Genomic DNA, 13,742 nt, shown 5'->3' on the forward strand with positions numbered 1-13,742 from the left:
GTATACACAATATTACAGGACATCCTTTATAATAAGAATGCGTTTACATTTTTCACAAGGAGGAGACGCATTTGAATTATGTAAAAAGGTTGGCTCTCGGAATTGGAGCAGCAGCTATGGTTTTATCCCCCTACGCAAGCGTGGGGAAGGTTAATGCTGAAGAGACATCGGACTTATTGTTTTCTGAATATGTGGAAGGGAGCAGTTACAACAAGGCTCTCGAAATTTATAACGGGACAGGGGGACCGATCGACCTCTCTGATTACACAGTAGAGCTTTATTCGAACGGAAGTTCAAGTGCTTCGAGTGAATTGAAACTGGAAGGTACGCTTTCATCCGGAGATGTACACGTCATCGCGCATACGAGTGCCGGAGAGGAAGTGCTGGCTGAAGCGGATACGACAAACGGCGGAGTAACGAATTTTAACGGAAATGACCCGGTAGTTCTGAAGAAGAGCGGAAGTGTCGTCGATTCAATCGGGCAGACGGGAACGGATGCGGAGTTCGGTAAGGACGTGACTCTCGTCAGAAAGGAAAGTGTGACTGCCGGGGATACTGTTCCTGATGATGCGTTCAACGCATCCGGCGAATGGAATGCTTTCAGTAAAGATACGTTTGAACATCTCGGAAGCTACGAAGTGAAGCAGGAAGAGGCTGTCGAAAAAATCAGTGTCGCTGATGCGAGAGCAGCTTCCGAAGGAGAGACGGTACGTATTGAAGGTACGGTCACTGCTTCATTCACGGCAGGAGGACAGACGAATCTGTACGTCCAGGATGGAACAGGAGGCGTAATCCTGCGCGGCCCTTCCCTGAACGTTGAGCTCGGCACGAGTGTGGAAGCACAGGGAACACTTGCAGATTATTACGGCATGGCACAGATCGAAACGACGACGTCCATGCTTGAAGAAACCGGAACTCCCGGGGTGCCTGATGCTCAAACCGTCAGCAGCTCCGATATGAACGAAGATGTGGAAGGGGAACTCGTCCAGGCGGAAAACGTCACTGTTGAAAGCGTAAGCAGTGAAGGGGATTACACGCTGACGGATAACGAAGGTACTCTTTATTCCACTCCGAAAGAACAGGGACTTCTCCAGGTAGGTGATACATATGAACAGCTTACCGGCGTAGTCGACTACAGTTACGGAGAGTACAGAATAGTACCGAGAAATAAACGGGATGTCGTCACCGAAGTTTTTGCGGTCCAGGCTTCTGAAACTTCGGGTGACATTGTGGAAGGCAAAGAAGTGGAGCTGTACACGGCTTCCGAAAATTCGGAAATACGCTACACCACTGACGGTTCAGCTGCAGGATCTGACAGTACCCTGTACACGAAGCCTGTCGTGATAAATGAAGATACGACGTTGAAAGCGGTCGTAGTGAAAGAGGACGGTACCGTAAGTGATGAGAAAACATTCACCTACAGCGTCCTGCCGGCAGCCGACGACGTGGAGATTCATGATTTGCAGGGGGCCGGTCACACATCCCCATATGAAGGGGCCGCAGTCAAAGGAGTAACGGGTGTTGTTACAAAACTTGATGGTTCCAACGGTTTCTATATGCAGTCCATGAATCCGGATGACGATATAAGCACTTCGGAAGGTATCTATGTTTATAAATCCGGCCACAGTGTGGAAGTCGGAGACGAACTGAAGGTTGACGGTAAAGTTACAGAGTGGAGAGAAGACGGCTACAGTGATGCCAACGATCTTCTTACGACCCAGATTTCTGCCGGAACAATCGCGAAGGAGGCGTCCGGTTCCGAACTTCCGGATACGACAGTGATCGGGGAGGATCGTAAGCAGCCTACGGAGACGGTGGAAGATGACGGAATGACTTCTTTTGATCCGAAGACGGACGGTCTTGATTTCTATGAAAGTCTGGAAGGAATGCTTATTGAACTTCCGGACGCCACTGTCACCGGACCTGTGAAGTATGATGAACTTCCGGTGTACGTGGAAACGAGTGAAGATCAGGCGTTTACGGATGTGGACGGACTACGTCTTACCGAAGAAGACATCAACCCTGAAAGAATGCTGATCGATGTAGACGGAAAAGGAATTCAGGCTAAAACCGGAGATTATTTCCAAGGCCCGATTACAGGCGTTGTGAATTACGATTACAGTAATTACAAAATACGTCCTGCCGGAGAATTTCCTGCTCTGGCTGACGGAGGAGCCGAAGAGGAATTCGGTACGATCAAAGGTTCGGAGTCCGAATTGTCAGTAGCTACGTACAACATGGAAAACTTCTCTCCGGAAACGAGTCCTGAGAAAACGGCAAGAATCGCTGAACAGATGGTGGAAAACATGAACGCACCCGATATCGTCGGGCTTGTCGAAGTGCAGGACAACAGTGGCAATGAAGACGACGGTACGGTGGACGGCAGCGAAAGCTATGAGACGTTGATAGCTGCCATAGAAGAAGCGGGCGGCCCGACTTATAACTATGCGGAAGTCGTTCCTGAAGATGGTCAGGACGGAGGTATTCCCGGTGGTAACATCCGCGTGGGAGTCATCTATAATCCGGATCGCGTATCGATGACGGAGAAACCTTCCGGAGACGCAACAACAGCGGTGGAGGTTACAGAAGACGGGCTTTCCCATAACCCTGCACGTATCGCTCCGCAGAACGAAGCGTGGAACGAATCACGGAAGCCGGTGGCTGCAGAATTCGAATTCAACGGCGAAAAAGTGATCGTTGTAACCAACCACTTCAACTCCAAAGGAGGAGATGGAGCGCCGTTCGGTTCGGAACATCCGTATGAGCTTGGAAGTGAGGAACAGCGAATGAAGCAGGCTGCTGTGATCCGTGAGTTCACGGAGAAGGCCGAAGCGGAAATGGACGATGCAAACGTTGTGGTCATGGGGGATCTGAACGACTTCGAATTCTCCAATCCACTGGAGGAACTTGAGGGGGATGTATTGAACAACCTCATCGAAGACGTGGACCCTGAAGATCGCTACACGTACAACTATCAGGGGAACTCTCAGGTGCTCGATCATATACTTGCTACAGATGATTTATATGACGACTCCGAAATAGAAACCATTAATGTAAACTCGAACTTCGGTGTGGAAGACGGCCGAGCGAGTGACCATGATCCTGTGCTGGCCTCCTTCGAGATCGAACAGGAAAATAGTCATCCCGGCAAAGGGAACGGGCACGGAAAAGACAAAGACCATCCTGTATTCGATGAACATCCGGGCAAAGGAAAAGGAAAAGATAAAGATAAAGAACACCCGGTATTTGATGAACATCCGGGCAAAGGGAAAGACAAGGGTGAAGATCATCCGGGTAAAGGGAACGGGAAACACAAAAATAAAAAGCTGGACCTTGAGCTGATGCATACGAACGACACGCACGGTCATATAGGTAACATTGCAATAACGAAAACTGCAGTGGACAACTACAGAGAAAAATATCCGGAGGCTCTGCTCTTAAGCGGAGGAGATATTTTCTCCGGAACGCTGTATTTCCAGGAATTCCTGGGGCAGGCCGATCTGAAGTTCATGAATATGCTTGAGTATGACGCCATGAGTTTCGGTAACCATGAGTTTGATTTAGGTGACGGTGAAAATGGACATAAAGCTCTTCAGGAATTCATCGAAGGGGCAGACTTTCCATTTGTAGCTTCCAACGTGGATTTCTCGGCTGACCCGCTTTTCGATGAAGTGGATGAGACGGGAACGGTAACGGCCGAAGCTGAGGACGGGGAAATCTACAGCGGCATCACGAAAGAAGTTAAGGGCGAAAAAGTAGGCATTTTCGGTCTGACGACAGAAGAAACGAAAGATATTTCAAGTCCAAAAGACATTACTTTCTCCAACTATATTGAAGAAGCGGAAGCTATGGTGGAAGCTTTCGAAGACAGAGGCGTGAACAAAATAATCGCCCTCACTCACCTCGGTCTGGACGACACGGCGAAATATGATAACGATCTGATTCTTGCCGAAGAAGTGGACGGAATCGACGTAATTGTAGGAGGACATACGCATACGGAAATCACCGAGCCCCGTATTGTGGAAGATAAAGAGCCTACTGTCATCGTTCAGGCAGGAGAGTATAACAATAACCTCGGTACTCTTGAAGTTGAGTTCAACAAAAAAGGAGTCATCACCGGCTATGAGGGAGAACTCGTACCTCTTGAGGGTCTTGAAGAAGACGAAGAATTTGCCGAAGAACTGAAACCGTATACTGAGCAGATTGAAGCGATCCAGAAGGAAGAGATCGGCGTCACTGCCGAAGTACCGTTGAACGGCGTCCGGGAAGACGTACGTACGAAGGAAACGAATCTCGGAAATCTGATCTCTGACGGTATGCTGTGGAAAGCGAAACAGATCAATCCCGAAACGCAGATTGCCGTATCCAACGGAGGAGGCATCCGCGCCTCCATCGATGAAGGGCCGATTACGCTCGGAGAAGTGCTGACGGTGATGCCTTTCGGTAACTCCCTTGGAATTATGAATATCCAGGGAGACGAATTCAGGGCTGCACTCGAACACAGCGTATCGACCGCCCCGAATCCGGGAGGGCAGTTCCTGCAGGTGTCAGGGATGAAGTTTGAGTATGACAGTACTAAACCTGTCGGAGAGCGTGTAGTCAAAGCTGAAGTACTTCAGGATGACGGCACCTATGTTCCTCTTCAGGACAGTGAAATGTACTACGTCGCAAGTAACCTCTTCACGATTAAGGGAGGAGACGGTTACGGTATGTTTGAAACTGTATACAACGATCAAAGGGTAAGTGAGCCAGGCTTCGTGGATTACGACGTGTTCACACAGTATCTGCAGAGTCAGGGGAGCAGCGTTTCTCCCGAGACTGAAGGACGGATCGTGGATATCGGTAAGTAAAAGAGATGGAGAGTGACTTCCGGCATAGCCGGGAGTCACTTTTTTTGTTAAAATATTGACATTTATGTGAACGTCTAGTTAAATAATAGTTGGAATGTTTAATGAATTTAGAAATTTCTGTTTTATTAAAATTACATAAGGAGGCGGGTCATGGTATTAGTTGCGGGGTTTGTGCTGCTTACGATCGTAAGCGTAGTACTCGGTCTTAAAAAAGGGAAGGCGCTTTATCTTACTTTTCCTTTTGTCGCTTTAGCGGGATTCGTGCTGATCAAAATCGCTATGGTTCCGCTCCCATTCTGGGAAACGGTCTCATTCATTTTCGATCTGAGAGATTAAAAGGGAGGGAAGTTATTTGAAGAAGATAGACAAGAAGACGGCCGACGCTTATTTTCGTACGCGGACTACACTGATCGTCATTTATCTTATTATAGGTTTCTGTGTCTCCTACGGAGTGGTGCTATTCGCAGAACCTTTATCGTCCATTACTTTCCTGAACATGCCGCTTCACTATTATATGGGGGCTCAGGGTGCCGTTTTGACGTTTATATTCCTGCTTTTTGTGAATGCAATTGTAAGCGATTTCGTAGACAGGAAATTCGGCCTGCTGGATCTGGATAAAGAAGAGGAAAACGAAAGCGGAAAAGCGGTCAATAAATAAGGGAGGGAAGGTATGGAAACTCAATTTTTAGTATCACTTACACTAATACTGGCAACATTTGCATTATACATAGGCATTGCAGTATTCAACACAGCAAAGAAGACGTCGGATTTTTATGTGGCGGACCGCGGGGTGCCCCCGGTGTTCAACGGGATGGCTATCGGAGCCGACTGGATGAGTGCGGCGTCGTTTATAGGTATGGCGGGTACCGTCATGCTGCTCGGCTACGATGGTCTGGCGTACATAATGGGATGGACGGGAGGGTACCTGCTGCTTACGTTTCTTCTCGCTCCTCAGCTCCGGAAATACGGAAGATATACGGTGCCGGAATTTATCGGGGACCGATACAAGAATGATACTGCACGGCTGATTGCAGCAGCAGCTACGATTATAATAAGTTTCACATACTCCGTCGGACAGCTCGCAGGCTCCGGTGTAGTAATCGGAAGGCTTCTGGAAGTGAACACGGCTGTCGGTACACTCGTCGGTGTGGTCCTTATCGCTTTTTATTCCGCCTTAGGAGGGATGAAAGGAATTACGTGGACGCAGGTGGCCCAGTACGTCGTTCTGATTGCCGCCTACGTCATACCGGTCGTATTTATGGCGCTCCAGCTGACTAACAATCCGCTTCCATGGATTTCCTACGGGGAAGTCGTTTCGGAGTTTACCACACTGGATCAGGAACTCGGTATCACCGAATATCTCGTACCTTTCACGGAAGGGACGAAATGGCAGTTCATCGCTCTCATGTTTACACTTATGGCCGGCACAGCGGGTCTCCCACACGTAATCACACGGTTCTTTACGGTAGCCACTATGAAAGCGGCCAGGTGGAGCGGTGCGTGGGCGCTCGTGTTCATCGGACTTCTTTACCTGTCCGCACCTGCCTACGCTGCCTTTTCCCGGTTCATTCTCATGACCCAGGTAGCCGGTTCACAAATCGATAATCTTCCTGCATGGACGCAGTCCTGGGTCGATACAGGACAGCTGTCGGTGGCCGATACGAGCGGGGATGGCACGCTTCAGTGGTCCGAGCTTGTCATCAGCGGAGACATCGTCGTGATGGCAACTCCGGAAATTGCGAACCTCGGCATATTCGTAATCGGGCTGATGGCAGCCGGAGCTATGGCTGCGGCACTGTCGACGGCCGGCGGACTGATGATTACGATATCGGCCGCACTCTCCCACGATATTTACTATCGTTCCATTAACCCGAAAGCGACAGATAGAAAGAGACTGGCAGTAGGACGCTGGTCCATCGTAATAGCGACAGTAGTAGCGGGACTGATTGCTCTGAATCCGCCGGGAGCTATTACCCAAATCGTAGCCTGGGCTTTTGCACTTGCCTCGGGAACCTTTTTCCCGGCCCTCGTTCTCGGAGTATGGTGGCGGCGGGCGAACGGCCCCGGAGTTGTTGCCGGGCTTCTCGTAGGTCTGACGGTGACGCTCACGTACATTTTCCTCGCTAAATTCGGAGGAATCACCCTGCTCGGCATCATCGACACAGGTGCAGGTATTTTCGGAGCTGCTGCCGGCTTCCTTACGAATATCATAGTATCCCTGTCGACGAAACCGCCGACTCAACAGACGGTGGAAGAAGTGACCGATCTCCGCTATCCGGAACAGCTTAAATATGAAAACGGAGAAGTATGGGTGAAGGAAAAAGCTGAATAGTGAAGGAGTCCCGTCCGATGCCAGCGTCAGACGGGACTTTTCTTATTCCTGTACCGCCGCGCCCGCCTTTTCCCGGGAAATAAAAAACTGCAGAGGATTTGTGCTCCTCTGCAGACTTCCAGTGCCCGGAAATCATTCTTCCGGATTTTTCTTTTTCTCTTTTACATAAAGATAGACGTTCAAAAGTATGAAAGCGATGGCTATAATCCCGCCTACAGTCGTAAGTTTCAAAAGGTCGGTAAACATGCCGACCAGAAAGTAAATGAGAAAAAACAGTGCGAAACCTAAATAATACAAGACAATCCTTCCCCTTCTATAACGGATACATATAAAAGCGATAGACCGTGAATTCCTCTCCCTGCATAATATCATAAGCTTCTATATTTATCGACGAAAAAGTCAGACCGTCTTCCTGTTCGAAAGAAAGCGTCATTAAATAATCTTTGTCTTCAATAAGAGGGATAGGTTGAGGATTGACGATTTCAATCACCCATTCGTAGGCGAATCTTTCTATGAAAGCATGTGTGAATTCGGTGCGCGTTCCATCGAACCACAAATTGACGATGGATACTAAATCGCGTTTTGATTGCATATGCTTTTCTCCTTCGATGTTAATAGTATTAGTTTCCCTTAATCGGTGGAGAGTGAAACATAAGAGGATAGTTTTTGACGAAGTTTTTTTCGTTCGCGGAGAACAGTGGATTTGGAGATGGCCAGCAGCGAAGCGATATCTTCCGTTGTGTAGCCTTCCATGGAGTAGGTGAAAATCTTTTCTTCTCTGTCATTGAAACCGGGATGGATGAAATAGTGGTCGATGTGGACGGAGGGGAGCCGTGGAGGTGTCGCCGTCAGAATCTCTTTGCGTCGTTTCGATTTGCGGAGAGCGGACTGGTAGTGGAATTTCAATTCCTGGTAGTAGTAAGTGGAGAATTTCGACCGGGAAGGGTTATAGTTACCGGCGCATCTGTGGTAAACGAAGTAGGCATCCTGCCGTTCATCTTCATACGGCGGCGGGACGCGGAGGAGGTGGAGGACATCCATGATCATCGGGTAATAGTCGGGGAACGGTTTTATATTCATAGTTCACTCCTTTCTTACCTATTATCTCCGTTTGCGGAAGGAAAAAGAAGAGAAATTTGAAAATTACAGGAGAAAATTCAATTTTTGTAAAAAATAATGACACCAAAACGCATTCTTACCACGATTATAAAGTAAGTAAAGAATAAGGATGTGATCACGTGTCACCGGAATCATTCGAAAAAATTGTACAAGATCATGAAAAAAGAATCCATTATTTCATTCATCACCTCGGCATCAGAGACGACGAAGGAGATTTCTATCAGGAAGGTCTGATCGCTTTGTGGAATGCCTGTACGACATACGTTGCCGGAAGAAGCGATTTTTCTACATATGTGAACTGGAAAATAAAGAACGCCCTCATCGATCAGATCAGACAGAGACAGCGGCATGCCGAAAAGGAAGAGCACTATCGCCACATGACCGGAAGGCCGGAAACCGAATACGTCCCCCGCGAAATGTTCGATGAAGAACTGTGGAAAGGTATCAGGGGGATGCTGACAGAGAACGAATGGAAATGGGTCACTCAGTTCATCATAGAAGACAAAGCGGTAGCCCAAATCGCCGTTAAAGAAAATGTGAGCCGGGATGCAGTGAAGAACTGGGGGAGGCATGCCAGACGTAAGTTGAAACATTTCCCTTTACTCATGGATGAAAAATAACAAAAAAAGAAGCCCCCGGGCTGGTCAAGCCTCGGAAACTTCCTGATGGGCATGCACTTCCACCCGTACTCCCTCTGTATCTGTCCGCAACGACTCAAAATGAAGATGAGGAAACACGGATCTCAATTCTTCCACCTCTTTCTCTTCCAGTTCCTCGAACAGACCGATCATCGTAGGTCCGGCCCCGCTCACATAAGTTCCGGCACTTCCGGCGGTTTTCAAAGCTTTTGAAACCGGCGCGAAGTCAGGAAGAAGGGGGCTGCGGTACACCTGGTGAAAACGGTCCTTCTCCATCATCTCCCCGGCAAGTTTCCAGTCGTGCTGAGCAAGGGCCGCAACGAGAACGTTGCCGGTACTGCTTGCATATACCGCTTCTTTATACGAAAAGTGTTTCGGGAGAAGATCTCTCGCTTCTTCCGTTTTCAGATGAAAATCAGGAACGACGGTCAGCCACTGCAGGGATTTAACGCCGTTCGTCAGTTTCACATATTTCGGGACGTCGTAGTCATAGTGGGCGATAACGATACCACCGCAGATGGCAGGGGCAACGTTATCGGGATGCCCTTCGATTTTACAAGCTACTACGACTTTCTCCTGCTCGCTTAAGTCCAGACCGAGCAGCTGATTGGCGAGTTCAATGCCTGCGACGACCGCCGTAGAGGAACTACCGAGTCCGCGGGAGACCGGTACCTCGTTCGAAGAGGTGACGACGCACGGGGTGAGTTCTTTCTGTCCATATTCCCGGGCTGTGAAACTGGCCGCCTGATACACAAGGTTATCTGTACCCGCCGGTATGAATGGCCGGTCCGCTTCCGGTACGATGAAGTGCCAGGCATCAGACGGTTCACAGTGGAAGGAGGCATACTTCGTGAGAGCGATACCGACAGAATCAAAACCGGGGCCGAGGTTCGCGGAAGTAGCCGGTACTGTTATAGTGAAATTATTCATGATGTCCTCCTTTCAAAGCTTCCCTGAACGCCTGCAGGTCATTTTCGATGACTTTCGGCTTCAGTTCGCTAGTATCAATCGCTGTATTAGGATCTTTCAGCCCGTTACCGGTTAACACGTGGACGACAGTGGAACCTTTATTTATCCTTCCCTGTTCCAGCTTTTTGATTGTGCCTGCCAGAGAGGCACAGGAAGCGGGTTCCGCAAAGATTCCTTCTTTCTGGGCAAGCATGTGATAAGCCTGCAATATTTCTTCATCCGTCACTTTGTCGATCTCCCCGTCCGATTCTTCAACGACGGTATTTGCAGGTCCCCAGCTGGCGGGGTTTCCGATCCGGATGGCGGTCGCCACTGTTTCCGGCTGTTCATAAATGCGGTCATCCGTAATCGCGGCAGCACCGCTTGCTTCAAATCCGAACATCTTCGGAAGGCCGGTTGCATGTTTTTCATTATACTGCTTGAAACCGCGCCAGTATGCTGTAATGTTTCCGGCGTTTCCTACAGGGATGGACAGGTAATCCGGAGCTTTTCCAAGTGCATCACACACTTCGAAAGCGGCCGTCTTCTGCCCTTCGATCCGGTTCGGATTCAGGGAGTTGACGAGTGTAATGCCGTCTTCTTTAGCCACTTCTTTTACGATTTCCAGCGCCTGATCGAAATTACCTCTGATGGAGAAAATCTCCGCCCCGTACATGACAGCCTGGGCGAGTTTCCCTTCCGCTATTTTTCCGTCCGGTATTACGACGATACAGCGCAGATTCGCCCGGGCCGCAAAAGCTGCAGCAGAAGCGGACGTGTTCCCGGTGGAGGCGCAGATGACGGCCTCGGAACCATCTTCGATCGCTTTAGCCATCGCCATTACCATACCCCGGTCTTTGAAAGAACCGGTAGGGTTGGCGCCTTCCACTTTTACGTAAGCATCAATATCAAGATCCCGGGAGAGATTCTCAAGCCGGATGAAAGGAGTGTCCCCTTCATTTAATGTAAGTGCCGGTGTAGCGTCTGTCACCGGCAGCGAATCTCTGTAATGGTGAAGTAAGCCATGCCACATCAGTCGTCTCCTCCTTCCACGCGAAATACACTGTCGACGGAACGGACGGAAGCGGCCTGTTCCAGTGCTTCCATCGCTTTTTCAAAAGCTTCTTCGTTCACGGAATGGGTGATCATCATCAGTTCGCGCTCTTCCCGGGAATCGGAAGGCTGCTGGATAATCTGGTCGAAAGAAATATCTTTGTCGGCAAAAATCCGGGTGATTTCCAGCAGAATACCCGGCTGATCGAGGACGTGCAGCCGTATATATTTCTTCGAGTACGTTTTCGCTTTCGGTTTCAGGAGCCGATCGTGCTGCGGGTGGACGTAATTGTTTCCATTGGTGCCGAGCCGGATATTCTTCACGACGGCGATCAGATCGGAAACGATAGCTGTAGCTGTAGGTCCTTTACCTGCGCCGGGACCGTAAAACATCGTTTCGCCGACGGCATCTCCGTAGACGTACACGGCGTTATACTCGTCATTCACCGAAGAGAGCGGATGGGCCTTCGGAAGCAGGGAAGGCTCGACGCTGAGCGTGATACCTTTCTCATCGTGTTCTGCGATTCCGATCAGTTTGATCGTGTATCCGAGTTTGTCTGCGTAAGCGATGTCCGATGTGGACATACCGCGTATGCCTTTCAGCTTGACGTCGCTCAGTCTCGTCGGCATGGAGAATCCGAGTATGGAAAGAATCGTCATCTTTCTCGCCGCATCCAGACCATCCACATCCGCTGTCGGATCCGCTTCGGCGAAGCCGAGTTCCTGTGCTTCCTTCAGTACGTCATCAAAGTCGGAACCGTCCTGACTCATTTTTGTCAGAATATAGTTCGTCGTTCCGTTGACGATTCCCATCATTTTCCGGATGTTGTCTGAGGAGAGGCCGTCGACGATGGAGCGGATAATCGGAATACCGCCGGCTACGCTCGCTTCGTAATAAAGGTCCGTTCCGTTACGGACGGCCGCATCAAAAAGGATTTCCCCGTGTTCCGCAACGAGATCTTTGTTGGCGGAGACGATATGTTTTTTATTTTCAATCGCCTCGAGAAGTACGTTCAGCGTATGTTCCACGCCTCCCATAACTTCCACTATCACATCGATTTCAGGATCTTTCGTTATATCTTCGTAGTCCGTTGTGAGCTGAACGGCTTCGCCCGGAAGGTCTCTGGTTTTATGGATATCGTGGACGAGAGCCCTGGTGACTTTCACTTCACATCCCGTTTTATGTTTAATACTTTCCTTATTGGTGTGTAAAATTTCGATGACACCTGTGCCGACGGTGCCGAGGCCCAACAGGCCTACCCTGATTGTATCTTTCATATCATCACTCCCTGTCCACTTCTGGAATACATTAATGTTTATATAATGGACATTGTACATGAATAGAAAGGGGGCTACAAGATAAGTAATCTAAATATTTGCGCGGAAAACGCTTTCTTAGTTTAGAAAAATATGAATAATACGAAAAAAAGATTGTAAAAGGCATAATTACCTATATAATTGTTACAGGACGGTAAAAATGGTAATTCATTTTACACACACTCCCTGGCTCCGTTTATACCGCTCCGCAATTATATACAGGAGTTGAAGTGGATGAACTTGCGTGAATTTATCGATACTTGCGCCGTCTCTATTGACGTATTGATTTACAGGCTTGGTGTTCAGGGGCATTACGAAGTGTTTTTCAGTGAAGCGAAGAAAATAGCCGAACAGGAATATACGGAAAACCCCGGTATTGAAATGAACACACTGATGTCGAAAATACATACGCACTACCTGGAAATGTTAGATGCTTCTTTACAGAAGAGATGAAATTAGCCGGCGGATGCCGGCTTTTTTTGTTATAATGGAGGAAAATAAAGGTGGGATCAGATGTATAAAGAGCCGATAATGATTGCCCCTCTTTTCAAGGAAAGAATATGGGGAGGGACAAAGCTCAAAGATATGTACGGGTATGCTCTTCCATCCGAAAAAATCGGGGAATGCTGGGCGATTTCAGGGCATGAGAACGGGACAAACGAAATCAGGAACGGTCCGCTCGCGGGCACTACGCTTAAACAGGCGTGGGAGAATCACAGGGAACTGTTCGCCGGAGAAGAGGGAGAAGAGTTTCCGCTTCTTACAAAAATTCTCGATGCCAATGATAAGCTGTCCGTCCAGGTGCACCCGGACGATACATACGCTAAAGAAAAAGAGAAAAAAACTTACGGAAAGACGGAATGTTGGTACGTCATCGATGCCGAGGAAGGTGCTCAGATCGTTTTCGGCCACCATGCGGATACCGAAGAGGAGTTTAGGCAAAGGATAGAGAACGGGGAGTGGGAAGAATTGCTCCGGTACGTGAACGTACAGGCGGGTGATTTTTTCTATGTACCGAGCGGCACGATCCATGCCATTGGGGCAGGGGTGAGAATCCTCGAAACACAGCAGAACTCGGATATCACGTACCGCGTCTACGACTACGACCGGACAGACGGAAACGGGGAGAAGCGGGATTTGCACCTGGAGAAGTCCATCGAAGTTGCAAAGATTCCGCACGAAGACCCCGTCACGGAACGGACGGAGAGTATAGTGAAAGGGATGAAACGGGAGCATTTGATCAGTGAACAGTATTTTTCCGTAGAACACTGGGACGTGCACGGCTCCACCGAAGAGATCGTGAACCCTTCCTATCTGCTGCTCAGTCTTCTGGACGGAGATATGATAGTGCGGACCGAAGGAGAGTCGTACCCGGTACGAAAGGGAGACCACTTCATCATCCCGGCCACGGTCGATTCTTTTACACTGGAAGGAACGGGAAAGCTTATCGTATCCCATTCCAACAAAGAAAAATCAGGAGGTTGA

Annotated in this window: 13 protein-coding genes; 7 read left to right on the forward strand and 6 right to left on the reverse strand. The window is 49.0% G+C overall.

Translation table 11 applies throughout. From position 1 onward, the window contains the following. Nucleotides 1-71: 71 nt before the first annotated feature. The 4 genes from BLU03_RS08575 (at nucleotide 72) to BLU03_RS08590 (ending at nucleotide 7,182) form a co-directional block, all read left to right on the forward strand. Nucleotides 72-4,850 (forward strand): 5'-nucleotidase C-terminal domain-containing protein, encoded by a 4,779-nt coding sequence (locus BLU03_RS08575; RefSeq protein WP_093107204.1) that lies wholly within the window; start codon nucleotides 72-74, stop codon nucleotides 4,848-4,850. Nucleotides 4,851-5,000: 150 nt separating this feature from the next. Continuing rightward, nucleotides 5,001-5,186 (forward strand): hypothetical protein, encoded by a 186-nt coding sequence (locus BLU03_RS08580; RefSeq protein ID WP_008586958.1) that lies wholly within the window; start codon nucleotides 5,001-5,003, stop codon nucleotides 5,184-5,186. A 16-nt stretch (nucleotides 5,187-5,202) separates the two neighbouring features. Next, nucleotides 5,203-5,508 carry a DUF4212 domain-containing protein gene (locus BLU03_RS08585; RefSeq protein ID WP_008586960.1) on the forward strand — a complete coding sequence of 102 codons (306 nt, stop codon included), beginning with the start codon at nucleotides 5,203-5,205 and terminating at the stop codon, nucleotides 5,506-5,508. Between the two features lie 12 nt (nucleotides 5,509-5,520). Beyond that, nucleotides 5,521-7,182 (forward strand): sodium:solute symporter family protein, encoded by a 1,662-nt coding sequence (locus tag BLU03_RS08590; RefSeq protein ID WP_076570788.1) that lies wholly within the window; start codon nucleotides 5,521-5,523, stop codon nucleotides 7,180-7,182. 132 nt (nucleotides 7,183-7,314) lie between these two features. Here the strand turns inward: BLU03_RS08590 and BLU03_RS13685 are convergent, their stop codons facing one another. Genes BLU03_RS13685 through BLU03_RS08600 form a run of 3 tightly spaced genes read right to left on the reverse strand, consistent with a single transcriptional unit; the run spans nucleotide 7,315 to nucleotide 8,262 of the window. After that, nucleotides 7,315-7,479, reverse strand: a complete 165-nt coding sequence (locus tag BLU03_RS13685; protein ID WP_176765447.1) for a hypothetical protein — start codon at nucleotides 7,477-7,479, stop codon at nucleotides 7,315-7,317. A gap of 16 nt (nucleotides 7,480-7,495) precedes the next feature. Continuing rightward, a complete protein-coding gene (locus tag BLU03_RS08595; protein ID WP_093107206.1) occupies nucleotides 7,496-7,774 on the reverse strand; it encodes a hypothetical protein in 279 nt (92 codons plus the stop codon). Nucleotides 7,775-7,812: 38 nt separating this feature from the next. After that, a complete protein-coding gene (locus BLU03_RS08600) occupies nucleotides 7,813-8,262 on the reverse strand; it encodes a helix-turn-helix transcriptional regulator (RefSeq protein WP_093107208.1) in 450 nt (149 codons plus the stop codon). Nucleotides 8,263-8,420: 158 nt separating this feature from the next. Between BLU03_RS08600 and BLU03_RS08605 the strand changes: the two genes are divergently transcribed. Further along, nucleotides 8,421-8,921 (forward strand): sigma-70 family RNA polymerase sigma factor, encoded by a 501-nt coding sequence (locus BLU03_RS08605; RefSeq protein ID WP_076570796.1) that lies wholly within the window; start codon nucleotides 8,421-8,423, stop codon nucleotides 8,919-8,921. Nucleotides 8,922-8,945: 24 nt separating this feature from the next. On the opposite strand, the gene thrB is transcribed toward BLU03_RS08605, so the two are convergent. From thrB to BLU03_RS08620, 3 genes are read right to left on the reverse strand one after another with little or no spacing between them, the layout of a single operon-like run. Further along, nucleotides 8,946-9,869 (reverse strand): homoserine kinase, encoded by a 924-nt coding sequence (gene thrB, locus BLU03_RS08610; protein ID WP_093107210.1) that lies wholly within the window; start codon nucleotides 9,867-9,869, stop codon nucleotides 8,946-8,948. Then, nucleotides 9,862-10,920 carry a threonine synthase gene (gene thrC, locus BLU03_RS08615; protein ID WP_076570802.1) on the reverse strand — a complete coding sequence of 353 codons (1,059 nt, stop codon included), beginning with the start codon at nucleotides 10,918-10,920 and terminating at the stop codon, nucleotides 9,862-9,864. Before thrC ends, thrB begins: the two co-directional genes overlap by 8 nt. Further along, nucleotides 10,920-12,218, reverse strand: coding sequence for a homoserine dehydrogenase (locus BLU03_RS08620; protein ID WP_093107212.1), 1,299 nt, complete (start codon nucleotides 12,216-12,218; stop codon nucleotides 10,920-10,922). The genes thrC and BLU03_RS08620 overlap by 1 nt, the downstream gene beginning before the upstream one ends. Before the next feature lie 273 nt (nucleotides 12,219-12,491). Here BLU03_RS08620 and BLU03_RS08625 point away from each other — a divergent pair, with 273 nt between their 5' ends. Together BLU03_RS08625 and manA are read left to right on the forward strand one after the other, a co-directional pair. Beyond that, nucleotides 12,492-12,710: a hypothetical protein gene (locus BLU03_RS08625; protein WP_008586975.1), complete on the forward strand. Its 219-nt coding sequence runs from the start codon at nucleotides 12,492-12,494 to the stop codon at nucleotides 12,708-12,710. A gap of 60 nt (nucleotides 12,711-12,770) precedes the next feature. Next, nucleotides 12,771-13,742 carry a mannose-6-phosphate isomerase, class I gene (gene manA, locus BLU03_RS08630; protein ID WP_093107214.1) on the forward strand — a complete coding sequence of 324 codons (972 nt, stop codon included), beginning with the start codon at nucleotides 12,771-12,773 and terminating at the stop codon, nucleotides 13,740-13,742.

It is taken from the genome of Salimicrobium album, assembly GCF_900107115.1.
In the GTDB taxonomy this organism is placed as follows: Bacteria; Bacillota; Bacilli; order Bacillales; family Halobacillaceae; genus Salimicrobium; species Salimicrobium album.